The following is a 20,913-nucleotide window of genomic DNA, read 5'->3' on the forward strand; positions in this document are numbered from 1 at the left end:
GATCAGAAAAAGGGCGGCGGACAGCTGCTGGCACGTATAACGAGCTTCACCGGCGCAATGGTTTGGCAATTCGGCGTATGCGGTTCGTGCAGGCGTTGCAGCATGAGTTGCGCGGCCTGCCTGCCGCGCTCGCTTGGCGCGGTGGACAAGGTCGTGAGCGGTGGCATGCCCAGTGCAGCTTCGGCAATGTCGTCAAAACCGGTCAATGCGAAATCCTTGCCTGGGCGCAGTCCACGCTGATTGAGGCCAAGCATCAGTCCCAGCGCCACCGCATCGTTGTAGCAAACCGCTGCGGTGGGGGCGGTATCCCCCGCAAACAGTGCCGTTGTTTGATGCGCGGCGTCGAGGCGGGTCGGCGCGCATTCAATTTGCCATTTCGATTCGACCGGCAATCCCGCCGCGTGCATCGCCTGGATGAAACCGACACGGCGCTGCCTGCAGGAGCTGGAGTCGTGATGACCGCCGAAGAAGGCGATGTGACGATGGCCGCGCTCGATCAGATGTTCGGTGGCCAGCCGTGCGCCGTACTGGTTGTCCAGCATCAGGTGATCCCAGGGTGCGGATTCGGGAACGGTGCCGTCCAGCTCGCGGTTGAACAGCAGCAGCGGTGACCTTGGGCCAACGGCGGCCAAGACGTCTTCTGCGTTGCTGTGTTCGGCCGGCGACAGAATGATGCCGGCCGGGCCGTGTTCCAGCAGCGAGCTGAGCACGGTCTGTTCGCGTGCCGCCGATTCGCCGGTGCAACCCAGCAGCGTAACGTAGCCTGCCTCGCCGAGTGCTTCGTCGACGCCGGCGGCGAATTCGGCGAAGAAGGGATTGGCCAGATCGTTCAGTACCAGCGCAATGCTGGTCGAGGTGCGCCGGCGCAGGTTGGCCGCGGCGCGGTTGTAGACATAGCCTTGATGCCGCAATTCCTGCTCGACCCGCGCCCGTGTATCCCGGTTGACCAGCGGACTGCCGCGCAATACCAGCGATATCGTTGCCCGCGACAGCGCGCAGCCGGCGGCAATATCGTTCAAGGTAACCTTACGATGGATTGGCGGATGGTTGGGCACGGTACTCTGCGAAATAGCGACGATGCAGATTTGGAACGATCCAAATGTAACTTATCGGCGCTGTTACACACGCCGCGACGCAGCATGCACTGGGCTGGTGGTGAATGCTAGCGTGCTGCACCTGGTTGATGCCATGACTGACAGTTAATCCGAGGTTGAAATGACTTTTTGCTCGCGCCGCACGTCGTATTGGCTGATCAGTTCCATGCTATTCATGGCGGGACCCGTCATCCCTGCGCACGCCGAAAGTACGCCAGTCGGCCATGCCGCCGATGTCGATCCACGTATTGGCACCGGTGGCGACGGCCATACCTATCCGGGCGCCACGGTGCCGTTCGGCATGATCCAGCTGAGCCCGGATACGGCGATGCCGGATTTCAAGCACGCCTATAAATGGGCGGCGGGCTATCAGTACAACGACCCAACCATCATGGGCTTTTCGCATACGCATTTTTCCGGCTCGGGTCACTCGGATCTTGGCGATGTGCTGGTGATGCCAATCGCGGGTGACGTAAGGCTGGAGCCGGGTGATGCCACCAAACCGGGCAGCGGCTACCGCTCGCGCTTTTCGCACGATACGGAAGTTGAGCAGGCGGGTTATTACGCGGTGACTCTCGCCGATTATGGTGTGCGCGCGGAGCTTACGGCCGGGCAGCGGATCGGCTGGCATCGCTACACGTTTCCCGAAGGCAAGCCGGCGCATGTGCTGCTGGATCTTCGCCCGAGCATCTACGATTACGCCGGCAAGGTGCTGTGGGCGCATCTGCGTGTGCAGCCAGACGGCGCGGTCACCGGTTGCCGCACCACGCGCGGCTGGGCGCCGGGGCGCGAGCTGTGTTTCGCGATGCGCTTCTCGCAGCCAATGACGTCGCGCGAGCTGTACAACCGCGAAACCGATAACGTCTATAAGGGCTTCGCCGGACCGGGCAATCAGCCACAAGACAAGGATGCGCAGAACGGCCGCGCGCTGGTGGCCTCCTTCGATTTCGGCCAGCTGAAACAGCCGCTGGAAGTGAAGGTGGCTATCTCGACCGTGAGTGAGGTCAACGCGGTCGCCAATCTCGGCCAGGATGGCGCTGGCTGGGATTTTGACGCCCGCCGGGCCGCGGCAACAGCGGCCTGGAACAAGGCGCTGGCGGTGATTGACGTGGAAGGCTCCAAGGCCGCAACGACGAGTTTCTACACCGCGCTGTATCACGCCATGCTCGCGCCCACACTGAGCACGGACGTCAATGGCGAGTTCCGTGGCCCCGATCACGCCGTGCATCGCGCGCACGATGCCAATGGTGACTTCAACTTCTATTCCACTTGGTCGATGTGGGATGTCTACCGCGCCGAGGAACCGTTGATGGTGCTGCTGCGGCCGGATCTCAGCACGCTGTTCATCCGTTCGCTGATCGCCGCGCGTGAGGCCAGTCCGTTCGGCATCCTGCCCGTGTGGGCGTATCAGGGGCTGGAAACCTGGTGCATGACCGGCTATCACGCGCTGCCGATAATCGCCGATGCCTACATCAAGGGCGTGCGCGGCTTCGACGCCGAGGCCGCGATGCGCGCGATGGTCGCCAGCGCGACCTATGCACCGTACGGCGATCTGGGTGATTACATGAAACTCGGCTATGTCCCGATCGACAAGGAAGTGGAAGGCGCGTCCAAGACCCAGGAATATGCCTACGACGACTGGTCGCTGGCACAGATGGCCAAGGCGATGGGCAAGACCGACATCGCGGCGACATTCGAGCAGCGCGCCGGTAACTGGCGCCATGTGTGGGATCCGAAAACCAGTTTCATGCGTGCGCGGTTGAGCAATGGCCAGTTCCGTGAGCCGTTCGATCCGAACTTCGCCGGTTACGGCAGCGACTACACCGAAGCCAATGCCTGGCAGTACTCCTGGTATGTGCCGCAGGATGTGGCCGGGCTGATCGGCGCCTTCGGCGGCGACGCCAAGTTCACCGCCAAACTCGACCAGGTATTCGACGCCAAGGTCGATCCGGCACAGTTCAAGGATGTGGAGGACATCACAGGGCTGATCGGCTGGTATGCGCATGGCAACGAGCCCAGCCACCATATCGCCTATCTGTACGACTATGCCGGCGCACCATGGAAGACACAGCAACGGCTGAAGCAGATCATGGACAGCCAGTACGCATCGCGGCCGGACGGCCTGACCGGCAATGACGATCTGGGCCAGATGTCGGCCTGGTACATTTTCACTGCGCTGGGGTTCTACCCGGTGACCCCGGGCAGCGTCGAATACGCGATCGGGCGACCGTTCGTGGCGCATGCATCGATCCACTTGAGCAACGGCCATACCTTCAGCGTAAGCGCCGACCCCCTGGACGACGCGCATCCCTACGTTGGTGCGGTGACGCTCAACGGCAAACCACTGGATCGGGTGTATCTGCATCACGCCGAGATTCTTGCCGGCGGCGAGCTGCACTTCAGCATGCAGGCCGAGCCGAGCAAGACTTGGGGAACGGGCATTGCCGCGCGGCCATCGGCGACCAGTCGCTATGGTCATTGAGTCATTGCCGAGGTGAATGGTGGCGTTCACTCGACACGTGGGCGAAGCGGCTCGGCGGCCAGCGGAAACATGCCAAAATGTGCTGATGCCCGATTTTGAAGATCGACCGATGACGCGACTCACATGAAAGCCAGGGATATCGTGAACTGGCGTATCGCTGGCCTGCTGGTCGCCATCTTCATCATTGTCGGGCTGCCGTATCTCGTCACGCTCAACAACCTGCATCAGACCCAGGAAGCGACAGCTTGGGTAGCGCATTCCAACGCCGTCAAGTCAGTGACTTACGAGGTCGCCTATCTGGTTCGCGACAGTGAGGCGGCGACTTACCGGATGCTGGTCGGTGACGGCAATCCAACGACACAGATGCGCGCCGATCGCGCCAGTACCGGTGTGACGGGCCTGTTGTCGCAGTTGCGTGAGATGACGCGGGATAACCCCGACCAGCAAATCCTGATTGGTTCGCTGGAGAGTAGTGTCAATGGCCGAGTTACCCTCATGAATCAGGCCATGGTGCGAATACAGCAGGCCAATGCCGCAGGTGCCCGGCAATCGCTGCGCGACGCTGGCGACCTGTTCAAGATCAACCCGCAGATCGCGGCGATCGTGAAAAACGAGGACATGCTGCTGGAATCCCGGCGGGCCGCCGCCAATCACGAGTCGATGAACGGAAAGATCGTGCTTGGGGTTACGGCGCTGGCGCAGCTGTTGCTGCTGGCGATCATTGTGGTGATGTCCGAGCGGCAGATTGGCCGCCGCCTGATGGCGGAAACCCGCGAGAGCAGTGCGGTGATGCGCTCGCAGCAGATTCTGCAGGCGGTGCGTGAGCCCATCGCCCTGTTCGACGACAAGCTGGATGCGTTGCTGGTCAATACGGCCTTCAGTGAGTTGTATCAGATGGACCCGCGAGAGCACTCGCAGCCGTTGATGCAGGTCGGTCACGGTGCCTGGAGCGATCCGATCCTGCAGCAACGGCTCAGGGACGTGCTGTTGCGCGATCGCGAGTTGTGGGATTACGACATGACCCAGCGCACGGCCGACGGTGAAGATCGGTACGTGGTGATCAATGCCCGGCGGCTGCAGCAACGCGAGGCCGACGCGCCGACGCTGCTGCTGACGGTAAGCGATATCACCGCCCGCGCGCTGGTCGAGCAGAAAGTAGGCGAGCTCAATCATCAGCTGGAAGGCAAGATCAGCCAGATCTCTGACGTCAACCGCGAACTCGAGGCATTCAGCTACTCGGTTTCGCACGATCTGCGCGCGCCTTTACGCCATATTTCCGGCTTCGCCCGCAAGCTGGAGCATCATCTGGGCGAACATGTGGATGAAAAGGCGGCCCACTACATCGAGGTGATTTCCGGCTCGGCGCAGCGCATGGCCCAGCTGATTGACGACCTGCTGGTGTTCTCGCGGCTTGGTCGTGGTGCGCTGCGTCTGCAGGCGGTGGACATGCAGACCGTGGTCGAAGAGTCCAAGGCGATCATCGAATCGGGTGTGCATGACCGCCGCATCGTGTGGGATCTGGCGCCGCTACCGATGGTGATCGGCGATGAGAACATGCTGCGCACGGTCTGGCAGAACCTGCTGGGTAACGCGGTCAAGTACACTGCACAGCGCGAAGTCGCCACGATCGCGGTGCGAGTGCAGCAGAGCGCCAACGGTGATTACGAGTTCACCGTGGCTGACAATGGCGCAGGCTTCGACATGCAGTACGCTGACAAGCTGTTTGGCGTTTTTCAGCGCCTGCATCGCGCTTCCGAGTTTGTCGGCAACGGCATCGGTCTGGCCAATGTGCGGCGCATCGTGGGCCGCCACGGTGGCCGCGTCTGGGCTGACGCCGAGCTGGGCAAAGGCGCAAACTTCCATTTTTCGCTACCGGCCACTGATCTGGCGGGAGCATCAGCTTCAACGAATGAGAGCCGCGTATGAACAAGCGTGATCTGCGTACCATCCTGCTGGTTGAAGACAGCCCCGCCGATGCCGAAATGGCACTGGATGCGCTGAGCGGCGCACATCTGGCCAACCCGGTGGTGCACGTGGAGGACGGCGTGGAGTGCCTCGACTATCTGTATTGCCGTGGTGCGTTCGACGGCCGTCAGACCGGTGACCCGGCGGTGGTGCTGCTGGATATCAAGATGCCGCGCATGAACGGCCTGGACGTGCTGACACAGATGCGCGGCGACGATCGCTTTCGGCGCATCCCGGTGGTGATCCTTTCCTCCTCCCGCGAAGAGAGCGATCTGGCACGCAGCTGGGATCTGGGCGCCAATGCCTACGTGATCAAGCCGGTCGATGTGGACCAGTTTTTCGAGGCGGTGCGCACGCTCGGTCAGTTCTGGGCGGTGCTCAATCAGTCGCCGGAAAAAGAGTGATCGCGCAAGGAGCAATGGCGTGAGCAAGAATGAATGGTCGATTTAAAGTTGCGAAACCTTTAGTTGCCAACGGTGTTGCGATCGCAGTTATTCGTGTAACGCGGTTGCACAGTTTCTGGTAAAGCTGATTCAGTTCTCTGGAAACCCCCATGCCAAACCGGCAGATTCAATCCACGCCATCCATTCGCGTGTTGCAGGTCGAGGACAGCGCGCTCGATGCCGAGCTCGTGCTGGCGCAGCTCGATGAGGATGGCATTGCCTACGAGGTGCAACTGGTCGACGATGCGCCGCGTTTCGTCGCCGCGCTTGACGAGTTCAAGCCGAACATCGTGCTGTCCGATCTCAGCATGCCGGGGTTTTCCGGCCAGCATGCGCTGGAGCTGCTGCGCCAGCGCGATGAGGATCTCCCCTTTATTTTTGTGTCCGCCACCTTGGGCGAAGATGCCGCGATCGAAGCATTGCGAAATGGCGCCACCGATTACATCCTCAAGCAGAACCCGGCGCGACTGGCCAGCGCCGTTCGCCGCGCCCTGGCCGAGGCCGATGCGCGCCGCGCCAGTCGTCGCGCCGAAGCCGAGCTGATCCGCGCACAGCGCTTCGAGAGCCTGGCGATGCTGGCCGGTGGCCTCAGCCATGATCTGCGCAACCTCTTGCAACCACTACTGCTGGCTGGCGACAGCTTGCAGGATTATCAGGACGATCCGCGACTGGCGCGGCTGGGCAAGCTGGTGCGTGATTGCGGCAAGCGCGGCCTGGACATGGTGCAGTCGATGCTGTCGTTTGCGCGTGGTGCGCGACGCGCGGAAGAGGTGCGTCTGGGTGCGTTGCTCAATGCGCTCGATCTGCTTCTCCAGGGCAGCATACCGCGCTCGGTCGCGATGGAACTGGCGATCGAGGATCCGGAACTGTTGTTCGAAGGCAACCACACCGAGTTGCAGCAGTGCCTGCTGAATCTCAGCCTCAACGCGATCCAGGCAATGCCGGACGGTGGCAACCTGCGCATTGAAACGGCGCAGATCCAGCTGCCGCTGGATTTCTTTTTGCCGGAGGAACATCCAAGGCGGGGTAAGGGCAACTACCTGCGCATGAGTGTGGTCGACAGCGGCATCGGCATGAGTCAGGACGTGCTGGAGCGCCTGTTCGAGCCGTTTTTCACCACCAAGGAGACCGGCACCGGCCTCGGCCTGCTGTCGTGCAAGCGCATCGTCAGCACGCACGGCGGCGTGATGCGGGTGAACAGCGAGCCAGGCAAAGGCACCCGTTTTGATCTGTATATCCCGCTGGAAGAACTCACTGCCGACAGCGAGCAGTCCGGCAGCAAGGATGGCCTCGAAGGTTCCGGTGAACGCGTCCTGGTCGTGGTGGAAGAAGCCGGCCAGTTGTCGCTGATGGTCGACACGCTCGACTCCTACGGCTACGAAGCGCACGCCAGTCAGAGCGGCACCGCGGCCCTGCAGTGGATCGAAGCCTGTGGCCTGCCGGACTTGGTCGTACTGGATGCCGACATGAATCTGTATACCGGCGTGCGCACCTTGGCGGCCTTGACCGAACATGGTTACAGCGGTGCCGTGATCCTGCTCGGTCGCCCCGAAGCGCCGCCGGATCTGCACGAGCTACCGCCGTTCGATCACCTCTACGTGATGAACAAGCCGATCACCACACAGGTACTTCTAAAGACACTCAACAAGGCACTGCTGGCTGCCGGTGCAGAGAAGTAACCGGCGTACCGAGTCCAGGAATGAAATGGCAAAACTGACGCGTGATTTTCAGCGTCAGTCGATGCCGAGCTTTTTCAGCTTGTAACGCAGTGCGCGGAAAGTGATGCCGAGCTTTCTGGCAGCCGCGGTCTTGTTGTAGCGCGATTCCTCCAGAGCCTTGACGATGGCGGTGCGCTCAAGGTTGCTGATGTAGTCGTCGAGACCACCGTTGCTGTCGACAACCTGCGAAGGTGCTGCCTGCTGCAGGTTATTGCCCGGAGCGCCTTCTTGATGAGTCTGGCGCGGTGCGCGCTGTGGCAGCATCAGATCATCCGCGTCGATGCTGTTGCCATCGCACATGGCCATTGCGCGCTCGAGAATATTTTCCAGCTCGCGCACGTTACCGGGAAACTCGTAAGCCTCAAGCGCCTGACGTGCCGCGGGCAGCAGCTGGCCAACCGCTTCACCACTCTTGCCCGCCAGCGCTTTCAGGATATATGCCGAAAGCTGCGGCACGTCACCGCGACGCTCGCGCAGCGGTGGCACGCGCAGCTCGATCACATTGATGCGATAGAACAGATCCTGCCGGAACTGGCCTTGTTCAACGAGCTGACCCAGATTCTTGTGAGTGGCGGAAAGAATGCGCGTGTCGACCGGAATCTCGTCGCGGCCGCCGATCGAGCGCACCGCTTTTTCCTGGATCGCACGCAGCAGCTTCACCTGCATATGCAATGGCAGCTCGGCTACTTCGTCGAGGAACAGCGTACCGCCCTGTGCCGCCTGAAACAGGCCTTCCTTGTCGCTGCTGGCGCCGGTAAAACTGCCTTTGCGATGGCCGAAGAATTCGCTTTCCATCAGCTCGGAGGGAATGGCGCCGCAGTTGACCGGAATGAACGGCCCGCTGGCGCGCGGGCCTTGTTCGTGGATCAGTCGCGCGACCAGCTCTTTGCCGACGCCAGATTCGCCGGCGATGTATACCGGCGCCTGATTGCGCGCCAGTTTGCCGATGGTGGCGCGCACCTGCTGCATCGCCGGCGAGTCGCCGATCAGCCGATCGCTGGAGTCGCCGGTTTTCGCCGTGCCGCTGCCGTTGCGCTTTTCTTCGGCCAGCTTCAGCGCCGTGCGTACCAGGCCGCGCAGCATCTGGATATCGACCGGCTTCGAAACGAAGTCGAAGGCACCGGCCTTGAGTGCGTTGACCGCTGCGTCCACGTTGCCATAGGCGGTAATCATCGCGACCGGCGTATCCGGCGTGCTGTCGGAAATCAGCTCGATGATCTCCTGTCCGTCACCGTCAGGCAGTCGCATGTCGGTGAAACACAAGTCATAGGTCTTCTCGGCGAGGGCTTTGCGCGCTTCAGCTACGGTGCCTACAGCGTCAACCTGCAGGTCCATCCGCCCAAGAGTAATGGTGAGCAGTTCGCGGATGTCGCGTTCGTCGTCAATGACCAGAACGGTCTGTAAGCTCATGGCAAGCCGTGCAGCAGTAGGTTTGTAAGAGAATACCCGCCTGTGCTCTGCAGGGCAAAGACTGTCATCAGCTTGCGGGCGAGAGGCGACGCGAGTCACTGTCAGCGCCACCCTTCGTTAATATCTAGCGGCCCAGTTGGCGATCGAAAAAATTCACTATCACCGCGTAGGCTTCTTTCGATTCGGGCATCTCTGGATCGGAGAAGAACGAGTGCCACATGCCGTCCCACACGTGCAACTCGGCAGATACGCCGGCATCATCGAGCAGGCGCTGGCTTTGCAATTCCGAACTCATCGAGAAATCGCGCGTGCCGGTAATCAGCAGCGTGGGTGGAAACTTGGCCAGCAGTGCGGGTGAGTTCGCCGGAAATACCAGTGGGTCGTCGGCCTTGGCACCGGCGAAATACGGCAGGCTGGCCAGCTTGAGCGGGGTATTGGGTACTGCCTGACCGTTGAGTATCGGTGCCGTATATACCGAGTCGCCGCTGAACTCGGCGATGGAGCCGCAGAACGTGCCGATGGCGCCAGGCACCGGGAGCTTTTTTGAAATCATCCACGCGACCGCTTCGCCGGTCAGCACACCGCCGGCGGAACAACCGTAGATGCCGATGTTTTTTGCCTGGTATTGTTTCAGTAGGGCGGTATAGACGGCTGCCACGTCTTCGCTGGCAGCGGGGAAAACATGCTCCGGGCCTTCGCGGTAATCGACCGTGATCACCTTGATTTTGCCGAGGTTCGCGATGGGGATGGATTCAACCAGTCCGCCGCTGTGCGCACCCCACAGAAAGGCGCCGCCATGCAGGTTGATCAGTACGCGCTTTTTCTGTGCCGCGGCGATACCTCCGGCAGGCAGCACCACATCGGTGTGAACACCGCCGATAGTCTCGGCATGGATGGTCACCGGATAGATCTTCTGCATGCGGTTGGCGCGGTTGGTATTGATCTTGTCGTAGAACGTGCGACTCGGCTCGATGCCCAAAAGCAGCGATGGGGTTTTCTTGCCGTCTGCCAGTACCTGCTGGAACATCTTTGCGGCTTCCGGCGAGGCATAGGTCGAATAGGGAATGGCAAACGCTGGCCCGGTTACCGCACCGCTCTTGTCGATGCCGGGTTGTTGGCTATCGGCAAACACGGGAGCGCCAAACAGACAGGCCAGGATGGCGATGGATACGGTGCGGCGATAGCGGGTCAGTTTCAAGATGGATTCCTCGATGTGGTTTGGAATACGAAATCGGCGCATCAGTGAGATAGGCGGGTCAATCGGGTTTTGCCGTTGGTATCGCGATCGATCGTGATGTCGTAGTTGATGTTGCGAAAGCGAATATTCCGCAGCGTCAGCGATTTCCACGACGCAGGCAGCACGGGTGGATAGGCTTCCTGCAAACCCTGCTGCTCGATGCGCAGGCCGGTGAAGCCGTAAATCATGTTCTGCAGCAGTCCACCCGCCGCCGTGATGAAGTAGCCGGTGTTATTGGTCGCCGTTTCTGTGCGCACGTTGAACGGCGATTTGATCACGTTGGCAGTGATGTTGCGCTCGAACCACGCGCTGGCTTCGGCGGCATCACCCACGGTCGCTGCAGCGATCGATGTGGGCGCCAGGCCCATGCTGTTGGGATCACGATGCGAACGGGTTATCGGGCTCAGCGCATAGTCGAAGTCGCGGCGTCGCAGTTCGGCGGGCATCGCAAAATCGAGCGAGGGATAGGAAAGCATCGGCAGCGCGCTGCCGCCCCACGAATCGAGGTCGTGCGGCACACTTTCGTCAAAGTCGAGATGGTGGTTCTCGGTGGCAGAAAAGGGAATCAGCATGTGCAATGCGACGTCTGCCCAGCGCGGGTCGGGCTTGTCACCGACAACGGCGGCCGCTGCGGTGGCGATGATCAGCGCCTTGGCTGCCGAGGCATTGGTGAACGTGTCGTTGGACACATCGTTGTAATCCTCGTCGATCGAGGTCACGTGCAGAATTTCGTAGCGCTGCTTTTGCGGGTTGTAGGTGACGCGGCTGACCCAGAATGTCGCGATATCGCGGATCACCGGCCAGCCCTGCTGTTTCAACCACAGCTTGTCGCCGCTGGCCAGGTAGTACTGCCACTGCGCGATAGCGATGTCGGCATTGACGTGGATCTCTCGTTCGCCGAGTACGCGGGCGAAATACGGCGTTTGCTCGGTACCGTTCTGCGGGTCGGCTTCCCACGGGTACATGGCGCCTTGCAGGCCACGCGCTGCAGCACGTTGCTGTGCTGCTGGCAGGGTGCTGTCGCGAAACATCACCAGCGATTTCGCTCGCTGCGGGTGCAGTAGCAACAGGGCAGGAAATACCCACGAATCGCTGTCCCAGAATGCATGGCCAGCATAGCCAGGCGTCATCGCACAGGCGCCGATCGGCCAGGCCGTGTCAGCAGTTGAGTTCGATAGCAGGTAATACAGATCGGAATGCACGATCTGCTGCGCTTTCGGATCACCGTCGATTTGGACGTCCGTTTGCCAGAGTTCATGCCATGCCGCCTGATGCTCGCTCAGCAGTGCAGCGAAGCCATGCGTGCGTGCGGCCTTGGCCAGAGTCGCGTCCTGCTTCGCGTCGCCACCCCAGTCTTCTCGCGATGCGGCAACATATTTTGTGAAGGTGTAGGTATGGCCTTTCTGCACCGCGATGCGCAGGTTCAGCGCGAGGCGATACGCGCTTTTGTAGAACTGTGCATCGAGCGGTTGCAGTCCTTCTGGCAGGCCGATTGCGGCGGCTTCGGCCATGCGCAGGCCTTGCTCGGCGCGAGCGTCCAGCGACAGCGTCAGATCCCTGACGTCACCGTCGCTGGCCAGTACATGCGTATCGCCGTGATACCAGATGGCGGCGCGATCCCCGGTGGCCGGCGCGACCGGCTCGAGCTTCATGTTATGCGATGCGACGGCCTCCTGCATTTGCTCGCCGGTCAATGTGGCCAGCGGCAGTCGGGGCTGGTAGGGCGCCCAGGTATTGAGTGCGAACGACAGTTCCACGACACCATCGAAATTCGGAGTCAGCGACAGCTGACTCGACGCCAGATGCGGCGACGCCTGGCTTACCAGGGTGGTGATCGTGAAATCGGTGGCCCGACTGTGGTCCATGTAGCGATAGCTGGTCGTCAACGTGGCATCGTGCAGGTTCAGCACCTGGCGATAGTTCTGGAATACCGATGGCTCCAGCGCCACCTGATTCATCCAGAAGTGACCGGCGCTCGATGTGCCGGTGCTGTAGTCGATCTCGGTCCAGCCGGGAATGGCCGCGGGCCGTGAGAAATCGTCCCTGGTGTAATCCATGAAGGCGACCATGTAGGCGAGGTTGCCTTCGGTGCCGCGCGGCGCGGTCAGGGTCGAGAAGTAGCCGTTCGCCAGCTGACCCGGAAAATAAGTCGTGAAGTCCTTGGATGTCGCCGTCAGTAGAAAGCTGGGGTCGGTAGCGGCGACCGCCGGACCGCCGAGAAACATCAGCAAGGCCAGCATGATGCCAGACGATTTCACGGGTGCTCCCAGTTGGCGCTAGGCAGCACATCGAAGGCCACCGTAAGTCGCGTTCGATCACTAGTAAACGGTACGGTGCCATGCCAGAAGTACGACGGAAACAGGACCAGCATGCCTATCTCGGGGCGGATCACATGTTCGGCATGCAACGTGGGAGTCGTTGCGATGCCCGGCACACCAAACGTAAGGCAGCCATCGTCGGTCGTTATATTGGCCATGCTGTCGGGAAGGTCGATATAGCAGGCCGAGGAAATCCAGCCGCGTGGATGCACATGGTTGTTGTGATAGCCCGACGTGCGCAGCCTGACCGACCAGCTGCCGTTGAAGCGATAGCTGCCGTTGTTCCGGCGACGCAGCGGATCGGAACCATGGCCGATATGCGTGAGGTAATCGCGGATCGGTGAATCGAAGGTCTTGAAAAGCGCCTGGATCGCCGGATCGGTGCTACGGGTCAGATCGTCGGTTGTCTCGGTGCCGTGGCGCAGCGATTGAAACAGCAAGGGATGGCCGTGTGGGTTGTGCAGACGTTCGAGGCTGCGTTTTACGTCGGCGAAAAAGCTGGCCAGATCAGTCCATGGCGAGGGTACCTGCAGTTGCTGCGGCCATGCCAGTTGTGCGTAATCGCAAAGCTCATCGTGTCGCGCGTCACCCAGCAAGCGCCAGGCGGTCGTTTGCAGCGCGATGAGATATTGATCGTCGGGCGCGCCGGCCAGCAAGGCGTCGCAATGGATGAGCGCGCCGCGCGCATCGCCGACGCCGAGCAGGGCGGCGACCAGGAGGTTTCGCGCGGCGGTATTGGCTGACGAGATGCGTAGCGCACGCTCGGCAAGTGCTAGTGAAGTCGCCGGGTCGAATTCCAGTGCAGCAAGCCCTGCGCGCACGAGCAGGGTTGGGGGAGCCTGCGCATGTGCGGTCTGCTCGGCGAGGCACGCATAAGCACTGCGTGCCTCGCCCGCACCTTGCAGAATCGCGGCCTTGGCCGCCCAGAGTGCGTCGTCGCTGGCGAATCGCAGCAAGGCTTGATCGAGGATCGCCGTTGCTTGCGAGCTGTCACCCGTACGCATCCATATCAGTCGGGCGAGATGGGTTTGCGCGTCGACGAGGCGCGGATCCAACTGCAGGCTGTCGCGCAACGCGTCTTCGGCGCGATCGAAGTCGCCCAGGCCGATCAAGCTTCGCGCATGGGTGAAATGGACGGCCGCAGTTTTATGCCCGTGGATTAGCGCGGAGCAGACTGCACGCTCGGCTTCGGTGTGTAGGTTCGCTGCGTCGAGGACAATAGCCAGGGCATGCGTTGCGGCAGGATTGTCGGGCGAAACGTCTGCCAGACGGCGATAGAACGCAATGGCTTCATCGTGACGCCCAAGAGTCACGAGCGCTGCCACGTGTTGCGTCACCAATTCGGCGTCGGCCTGTCCCAAGACGCACAGGGGGGCGGCGATAGCGAGCGCTTCGGTCGGGCGCTGTCCGTCGTTGTAATAACGGGCCAGCACCAGCGCGGCGCGGGGCAGGCGCTGCGCCGCGCGCTGTAACAGCGGTTCGGCATCGCTGCTGCGGCCGTTACTGAGCAACAGTTCGCCAAGCGTCGCGAGGGTAGGCGTCCAGTTAGGGTCGATCGCCAGTGCTTTGCGCAAAAGCACTTCGGCACCATCGATATCACCGAAGGCCTGTTTGGTCCCGGCAAGCAGGCGTAGCACTTCGACAACATCGGGGTGCTGTTCGACAAGCGCTTCGAGTTGATCGTGTGCCACGCGAATATCGCCCGCTTGCAGCAATGCGTTGATGCGTCGCATGGCATCGAGCATCGCTGGCGATAACGAAGACATCAGGCAAGCCGACTCGATTGAAGTCCGAGGCTATCGAGCAGGCGGGCAATGTATCGGTTCTCATCTGATTCGCTGTTCGCGAGAGACTGACCTTGCCGTTGCAAGCCAAGGTCATCGCTCGCGACACTCGCCATCGTCATAGCGCCTTGCGCGTCAGCTTTGCGTTGCCAGCCGCATCACGATCGACTGTGATGTCGTAGCGCTTGCCGCGAAAAGTGATGTGCTTGAGGGTAAGCGATTTCCACGTCGGTGGCAGTGCGGGTGCATAGGCTTCGGTGAGACCGTTATCGTCGATACGCAAGCCGCTGAGTCCGTAAACCAGGCTTTGCACAAAGCCTGCCGAGGTAGCGAGGATGTAGCCCGCATTGTTGGATGCGGTTTCGCTACGCACGTTGTAAGGCGGCTTGAGGAAACCGACCAGGTTGCGCTGCAGCCATTCACCGGCGGTCTTGCCATCGCCTACTTCGGCGGCGGCGGTGGCGAGCATCACCATCATCATTTCGTTAGGGTCGTTGCCGTGGACCTTGAGTTCTTCCAGTTGAAAATCGAAGTCGTTCTTGCGGATTTCAGGTGACATCGGCAAATCGAGGTTGGGGTACATCAGCCATGCCAGCGATGAGCCCATCCAGGTGATCTTGTCATGCGGCACCGACGCATCGAAATCGAGATGGCGCCGCGCTTTGGCATCGAACGGGATGTACATCTTCTTCGAGATGTCGGCCCACTGTGGATCGGGCGATGCACCAACCTTGGTGGCTGCTGCAGTGGCAATGTCCAGCGCCTTGCGTGCGGCCGCGTTGGTAAAGGAGTCATTCGGCACGTCATCGTAGGCTTCGTCGGGCGAAGTGACGTGCAGGATCTCGTAGCGGTCGTTCGCCTTGTCATAGCTGACACGGCTCACCCAGAAGTCGGCGACCTCCTTGATCACCGGCCAGCCGTTGGCCTTCAGCCAGGCACTGTCGCCACTGGCGAGGTAGTACTGCCACTGCGCGATGGCGACATCCGCATTGACGTGAATCTCGCGAAACACGCCGTAGGCAAAATGCGGTGTGTAATCGATGCCGGTTTCCGGATCGGCTTCCCACGGATACATGGTGCCTTTGGCGCCATACTGGATGGCTCGTTCGCGCGCTGGTTGCATGGTGCGATGGCGAAACATGACGATGGGTTTCGCGCGGTCCGGGTGCAGCAGCAGCAGGGCGGGGAACACCCACGAATCGGAATCCCAGAACGCGTGGCCAGCGTAGTTGGGCGTCAGCGCGCAGGCGCCCATCGGCCACGCTGTGCCGCTTGTGGAATTGGACAACAGGTAATACAGATCGGAATGCACGGCCTGCTGCACTTTGGCATCGCCGTCGATCACGATGTCCGACTGCCACAGGGTGTGCCACGCGGTCTGATGGGCAGCGAGCAGCTTGTCGAAGCCGGTGCTGCGCGCTTTTTTGGCCAGTGCAGCGGTGGCTGACGCGTCTCCGCCCCAGCTTTCGCGCGACATCGCCACGTACTTGGTGAAGCTGTAGGCGTGGCCTTTGTGCACGGGCACCTTCATGTTGAGCGCGAGTTGGTAGGTGCTCTTGTCCAGCGTGATGTCACTGGGCTTGATGCCTTTGGGCAGTTCGATCGCTGCGGCCTCGGCCATGTGCAAGCCTTGCTCGGCCTTGCCGTCGAGTTGCAAGGTCAAATCCTTCGTACTGCCGTCATCGTTCGAGACGTTTGTATCGCCGTGATACCAGACTGGCGCACGATCGGCGGTGCGATAGTTGACTGGTTCGGTCACCGACATGTTGTTGGCGGCCACGGCGGCTAGCATCTCGTCGCCGGTCATCTTGCCGATAGGGAAGCGTGGCTGATGCGGCGCCCAGATATTCAGCGGAAACGACAGCTGCACGCTGCCGTCGAATTCCGGTGTAATCGTGATACGCGTCGCGGCCAGATGCGTATCCGCCTGGCTGACGAAGGTAGTGATTTCGATGCGCGTGGATTTCTGGCTGTCGTCGGTGTAACGGTAGCGCGTGGTCAACGTGCCGTTGTGCATGTCCAGCGTCTGTTGGTAATCACTGAAGGCCTTGTCACTGAGCAGAGTGCGGTTGAGCCAGAACTCGCCGGCGGTAGATTTGCCGGTGCTGTAATCGATGCCGCTCCAGCCAGGAATCGCTGCAGGGCGAGCGATGTCGTCCTTGGCGTAATCCATAAACGCAACCATGTAGGCGAGATTGGCTTCGCTGCCGCGCACCGAAGTCATCGTCGAGAAATAGCCGTTGGCCAGATAGCTCGGGAAATAGTTGTCGAAATTCTTCGATGTCGCGGTCAGAACGAAGCTCGGATCGGTGGCTGCATGGGTCACCACGGGTGCGCTGAAAGCGAGCGCGACGATCAGAGGCGACAGGAGTCGATGGGTAAGCGTCATGTCATTTCCGTTTGGATACAGCGGTAGTGCCAAGCTGAGTGGTGAAATTCATGGGTATGTACGGGATTATTTTGCGACCAGTGTCACCGGCGCCGACACGACGGCGCGATCAGTTTCACGCTTGAAAAAGAACAGCGTGATCAGCACCAGGCCCATCGGTATCAGTGAAAAGTAGAAGGCATGAATACCGTCGAAGCTGGAGAAGACCCTGGCCGTAATGTATGAGCCCAGTGTGCCGCCGAGCGCGGAAAACACCACGATCAGGCCGGTCATGGCTGCGTGCATTGGCTTGGGTAGCGAGCTCAGCGCGACCGAGTTGATGACCGGATAGATCGGCGCCATCAGCAGGCCGATCAGTGGAATAAGATAGGCAGCGGTTGGCGCGTTGAACCAGCTGATATCCGTTCGCGCCACTACACCACGTGCCAGTGGCAACACCACGATGACCAGCACGCCCATGCTGATCACGCACACATTCAGAAGCACATACCAGCGCACGCGTTTCAGCACGATACCTGCGCCGATGCGGCCCAGCGCGGTCATCCCGGCGAGGATGCTGGCAAACTGGATACTCATGGCGTTGGGTAGCTTGAGGATTTCGTTGTTGAACGTCGGCAGCCAGGTGCCGAAGCTTTGTTCGATCAGCACGTAGAGGAACGCCGAGGCCAGAAACACATAGACCAGCGGGCGCACGAACAGGCGAAACATTTCCATCAGTGAATCGACGAACGAGTTGTTGTGTCCATGCGAATGTGCGGGGCTCTCATCCAATTTGCTGGTGGCCAGCAGTGCGATCACTGCTGCACATAATCCGGCCAGCAGCCAGTAGACGTTGAACCACACCGGATTGCCCGGATGAGCGCGATCGACATAACCGCTGAAGATCCAGTTCCCTGACAGCACGCCAACCATGAACATGCCTTCGATGAAATTGGTCAGCCGCGAATGTGCGGTCTTGTCGGTGGTGAGCAGGCCGATCGACGAATACACGCCAACCTTGGCCAGTGCGAACGAAATGCCCACGCAAGCGAACAGTAGCCGCGTGGTCAGGAAAGTGGGGTAGATCGGCATCAGCAGGCAGGCGCCGCCGACGATGGCCAGCGCAAGCATCATCGAGCGTTTGTAACCTGCCAGCGGAATAAACGATGCGACCAGAAACGACGTGAGTGCAATCGACAAATCCTTGTAGCGTTCGAGCGAACTGGCTTCGGGCTTGTCGATGCCGAACGTGGCGATCGACTGCAGGATCACCGTGCCGACGCTGTTGAGGAGGATCGCGAAGATCATGTAGATCAACACCAGCGCGGCGATCATGCGAAATCGGTTCACGGCTACCTCTTCAATTCACTACAGCGTTTCCAAACAATGGCGTGGTCCGGCCCGTCTTGGGATGAGGGCCGGACCACGCTTTCCGCACTAACGTGTTTCTATTGAACCTGTTTCGGTCAATCCGTTCGATCAGAAGCTGTATTTGACCTGGAAGTTGACCTCACGCCCTTCCAGCGGACGAGCCAGGATCACGCCATCAGACACGCCCGTGCCGAAGATGCGCGAGTTGCTTTCGGTCAAGCCCAGCTGGTTGGTGACGTTGGTGCCCTGCAGGCGCAGCTGCCAGTTCTGCTGGATATTGGCAATGATGCCGAAGTCCAGCGTGTAGTAGGTACCCAGTTGCTGCAGGCCGGATACGTCCTGGGTGTGCGGGCCGACATGCGTATATGTCACAAAGGCGGTGATGTCACCCCACGAGAACGGCATTTTGTAGCTTGGCGTAAGCGCATAGTGCAGTTTTGGCTGACGCTGCAGCTGGACGCCGTCGATGTACGCGCAACCATCCTCGCCAGTGACGGTGTTCTGGTAGACCAGGCAGGAATTGTTGTGCGTGTAGTGGCCATCGAGGTAGTCGGCGACCAGCGAGAACTTGAGGTTCTCGACAGGCGTGATCGAGCCGATGAAGTTCACGCCTTTGGAATCGGAGCCGTATAGCGCCTCAGCCCCGATGGGTACACCCGAAGAGGTCGTGGGCTGGTAGGAGAGGCCGTTGAACTGCTTGTGATAGACGCTGATGTCGGCGTACAGCAGTTGCGACTGGTACTTGAAGCCTGCTTCGAAGTTCTGGATCTTCTGCAGCGGTGCCGTGTTGCCGGTGGTATTGCCGCGCAGCGCGTTGTCGAAGTCGCCAAAGTGCACGCCCTTGTTGGCACGAATGTACACACTCATGTTGTCGGCCAGCTCGTAGTTGGCGCCGACCGTCCACGAAGTGTGGGTCTTGTTGTAAGCCGTATGCGCGTAGGTGCCATTACAGACCGGTACATCGTTGTTGTAGAGCGTGTACGGGTTGTTATCCAGGTCCACGTTGCTCAGATTGCAGACGTTGAGCGTCGACTCCTGATTTTCGAGGCGCGCCGATGCATCGAACAGCCAGCGATCCAGGTGCCAGGAATCGGACAGGTAGAACGCCTTGTTGTTCGACACGCCCTGTTCGGTGATGTCGTAATTGCCGTTGAGGTTGCTGAAGCCTTGCGAATCGGTCACGTAATACGTCTTGCCATTGAGCTGATAGCTCACGGCGATCGGCCGCGCGTTGGGCGTGTTGGTCATCAACATCTGGTTGCCCAGTGCCCACGCGTCGTCGTCGGTGTAGTGCGCCAGATAAATGCCTGCCGTCAGTGTGTTGCCCTCGAAGATTTCCTTGCTGAGACGGAAGTCGTTGTTCATGTTCCGCAGATGCTTGTGGATGTACCACCAGCCCTGCTGGATCACGCTTTGGCTGCCACTGACCGGACCACCGCCGCCGGGACCTGCATACGTGGCCGTGTAGGTCGAGCCTGCTGGCAAGAGCAGACCGTTCTGGCTGCTGGGCACGTTATATAGTTCGTCGTTGAGCGATGCCGGATTCGATCCCGAGAACAGCGCGTTGGTATTCACATCGCCTTCGTCGAAGATGAACTTGTCGCTCAGCGTGATGCCGTTGCCAAGGTCGTAGTCGAAATTGCCGCCGAAGAAGTTCATCTTCGCGCCGCGACCGTTGGCGAGGTTGGCATTCGCGCCGCCGTTGGGATATGCCTCAAGAAACACATGCTGGAGGTATTTGCTGTTGTACGTATCCGTGAGTGGATCAAAGCCCGGGTAGGCGCTGAAATTAGAACTGCCGTTCTGTAGCAGCGGGATCGGCGTGATGAACTGGTTCTTGTCGTCCAGCGTGCGGGCGTACAAGGTGAACGATCCCTTGTCCGAATCGTGGGTCAATGTGGCGGTGAGCTGTCCGCCCTTGTCGGCCGCAAACTGTGGGTCGCGCACGCCATCCGAGTCGCGGTAGAAACCGCCCACACTGCCGTACCAGTTGTCGGCGATCTTGAAACCGTAGAAGCCGTCGAAGCGCTTCAGGTCTTCCGAGCCATAAGTCACGCCGATGCTGCCCGACGGCACCTCGGTACCCTGCTTGAGAATGAAGTTTTCGGTCGCGCCGATCTGACCATCGGCGAACACGACAGACGGGCCGCCTTGCACGATTTCCACGCGCTCGATCGTGTCATCGAGACGGAAAATAGAGGTTTCCTCGAAGAACGACAGCGACGGCATGCCGTAAAGCGGTGAACCCATCAGTTGCACCGTGTTGAATGGTGCATCGCCGCCACCCGGGAAGCCGGCGATTTCGATGTTTGCGCCGGTCTGGCCGCCGGTGGATTCCGGCCATAGTCCGGGCGAAATCTTCAAGAGATCCGCCGTGCTTTTCGGGTTCGCTTCCTTGATCTGCTCGGCATTCGCGGTAGTGATGGAATAGCTCGCGTCAATCTTCTTCACGCCGGTGGCGGTGCCGGTGACGACGACCTGATCAAGATTCTTGGTGCTCTTTGTGTCGGCACTCTGCGAATTTTGTTTTGGTGCTGCTGCTGGTGCTGGCGTTGTAGTAGTGTCCTGTGCCGGCGTACTCTCCTGCGCGCTGGCCGTGCCGGACATCAGAATGCCGGAGATCGTCGCCGACAGTATCAGTAGCGCTAGTTGCCTGTTGTGTTTGGTGCTGATCATTTTCTTCTCCCCATTACATTTGGTTTTGATCGCGACCTGTCGACAGC

General features: G+C 60.3%; 12 protein-coding genes. 4 read left to right on the top strand and 8 right to left on the bottom strand.

The genetic code is table 11. The features are described from left to right. Positions 1 to 2: 2 nt before the first annotated feature. Positions 3 to 1,055 carry a LacI family DNA-binding transcriptional regulator gene (locus HDE79_RS04570; RefSeq protein WP_184600703.1) on the bottom strand — a complete coding sequence of 351 codons (1,053 nt, stop codon included), beginning with the start codon at positions 1,053 to 1,055 and terminating at the stop codon, positions 3 to 5. Positions 1,056 to 1,269: 214 nt separating this feature from the next. Between HDE79_RS04570 and HDE79_RS04575 the strand changes: the two genes are divergently transcribed. From HDE79_RS04575 to HDE79_RS04590, 4 genes are all read left to right on the top strand, one after another. Next, positions 1,270 to 3,576 (top strand): GH92 family glycosyl hydrolase, encoded by a 2,307-nt coding sequence (locus HDE79_RS04575; protein ID WP_255488239.1) that lies wholly within the window; start codon positions 1,270 to 1,272, stop codon positions 3,574 to 3,576. Positions 3,577 to 3,699: 123 nt separating this feature from the next. Continuing rightward, a complete protein-coding gene (locus tag HDE79_RS04580; RefSeq protein ID WP_184600705.1) occupies positions 3,700 to 5,502 on the top strand; it encodes an ATP-binding protein in 1,803 nt (600 codons plus the stop codon). Further along, positions 5,499 to 5,945 (top strand): response regulator, encoded by a 447-nt coding sequence (locus HDE79_RS04585; RefSeq protein WP_184600706.1) that lies wholly within the window; start codon positions 5,499 to 5,501, stop codon positions 5,943 to 5,945. The genes HDE79_RS04580 and HDE79_RS04585 overlap by 4 nt, the downstream gene beginning before the upstream one ends. Before the next feature lie 149 nt (positions 5,946 to 6,094). Continuing rightward, positions 6,095 to 7,663, top strand: a complete 1,569-nt coding sequence (locus HDE79_RS04590) for a response regulator (protein WP_184600707.1) — start codon at positions 6,095 to 6,097, stop codon at positions 7,661 to 7,663. A gap of 54 nt (positions 7,664 to 7,717) precedes the next feature. Here the strand turns inward: HDE79_RS04590 and HDE79_RS04595 are convergent, their stop codons facing one another. The 7 genes from HDE79_RS04595 to HDE79_RS04625 all read right to left on the bottom strand — a co-directional run bounded on the left by HDE79_RS04595 (position 7,718) and on the right by HDE79_RS04625 (position 20,866). Next, positions 7,718 to 9,112 carry a sigma-54 dependent transcriptional regulator gene (locus tag HDE79_RS04595; RefSeq protein ID WP_184600708.1) on the bottom strand — a complete coding sequence of 465 codons (1,395 nt, stop codon included), beginning with the start codon at positions 9,110 to 9,112 and terminating at the stop codon, positions 7,718 to 7,720. Between the two features lie 124 nt (positions 9,113 to 9,236). Continuing rightward, positions 9,237 to 10,310: an alpha/beta hydrolase gene (locus tag HDE79_RS04600; RefSeq protein ID WP_255488240.1), complete on the bottom strand. Its 1,074-nt coding sequence runs from the start codon at positions 10,308 to 10,310 to the stop codon at positions 9,237 to 9,239. 41 nt (positions 10,311 to 10,351) lie between these two features. After that, positions 10,352 to 12,607, bottom strand: coding sequence for a glycoside hydrolase family 65 protein (locus HDE79_RS04605; protein WP_343205902.1), 2,256 nt, complete (start codon positions 12,605 to 12,607; stop codon positions 10,352 to 10,354). After that, positions 12,604 to 14,433, bottom strand: coding sequence for a tetratricopeptide repeat protein (locus tag HDE79_RS04610; RefSeq protein WP_184600710.1), 1,830 nt, complete (start codon positions 14,431 to 14,433; stop codon positions 12,604 to 12,606). The genes HDE79_RS04605 and HDE79_RS04610 overlap by 4 nt, the downstream gene beginning before the upstream one ends. A 136-nt stretch (positions 14,434 to 14,569) precedes the next feature. Then, positions 14,570 to 16,840: a glycoside hydrolase family 65 protein gene (locus HDE79_RS04615; RefSeq protein WP_184600711.1), complete on the bottom strand. Its 2,271-nt coding sequence runs from the start codon at positions 16,838 to 16,840 to the stop codon at positions 14,570 to 14,572. A gap of 66 nt (positions 16,841 to 16,906) precedes the next feature. After that, complete coding sequence (locus tag HDE79_RS04620; protein ID WP_184601113.1) at positions 16,907 to 18,154, bottom strand: MFS transporter; 1,248 nt, start codon at positions 18,152 to 18,154, stop codon at positions 16,907 to 16,909. A gap of 144 nt (positions 18,155 to 18,298) precedes the next feature. Beyond that, positions 18,299 to 20,866 (bottom strand): TonB-dependent receptor, encoded by a 2,568-nt coding sequence (locus HDE79_RS04625; RefSeq protein ID WP_184600712.1) that lies wholly within the window; start codon positions 20,864 to 20,866, stop codon positions 18,299 to 18,301. Positions 20,867 to 20,913: the final 47 nt, after the last annotated feature.

The sequence above is a fragment of the Rhodanobacter sp. MP1X3 genome (assembly GCF_014207165.1).
Taxonomy (GTDB): Bacteria; Pseudomonadota; Gammaproteobacteria; order Xanthomonadales; family Rhodanobacteraceae; genus Rhodanobacter.

What these genes read in the sequence shown, in the direction of transcription:
- HDE79_RS04585 (WP_184600706.1), top strand. Translation starts at nt 5,499, where the DNA reads ATGAACAAGCGTGATCTGCGTACCATCCTGCTGGTTGAAGACAGCCCC.
- HDE79_RS04590 (WP_184600707.1), top strand. Translation starts at nt 6,095, where the DNA reads ATGCCAAACCGGCAGATTCAATCCACGCCATCCATTCGCGTGTTGCAG.
- HDE79_RS04615 (WP_184600711.1), bottom strand. Translation starts at nt 16,840, where the DNA reads ATGACGCTTACCCATCGACTCCTGTCGCCTCTGATCGTCGCGCTCGCT.
- HDE79_RS04610 (WP_184600710.1), bottom strand. Translation starts at nt 14,433, where the DNA reads ATGTCTTCGTTATCGCCAGCGATGCTCGATGCCATGCGACGCATCAAC.
- HDE79_RS04620 (WP_184601113.1), bottom strand. Translation starts at nt 18,154, where the DNA reads ATGATCGCCGCGCTGGTGTTGATCTACATGATCTTCGCGATCCTCCTC.
- HDE79_RS04580 (WP_184600705.1), top strand. Translation starts at nt 3,700, where the DNA reads ATGAAAGCCAGGGATATCGTGAACTGGCGTATCGCTGGCCTGCTGGTC.
- HDE79_RS04625 (WP_184600712.1), bottom strand. Translation starts at nt 20,866, where the DNA reads ATGATCAGCACCAAACACAACAGGCAACTAGCGCTACTGATACTGTCG.
- HDE79_RS04595 (WP_184600708.1), bottom strand. Translation starts at nt 9,112, where the DNA reads ATGAGCTTACAGACCGTTCTGGTCATTGACGACGAACGCGACATCCGC.
- HDE79_RS04575 (WP_255488239.1), top strand. Translation starts at nt 1,270, where the DNA reads ATGGCGGGACCCGTCATCCCTGCGCACGCCGAAAGTACGCCAGTCGGC.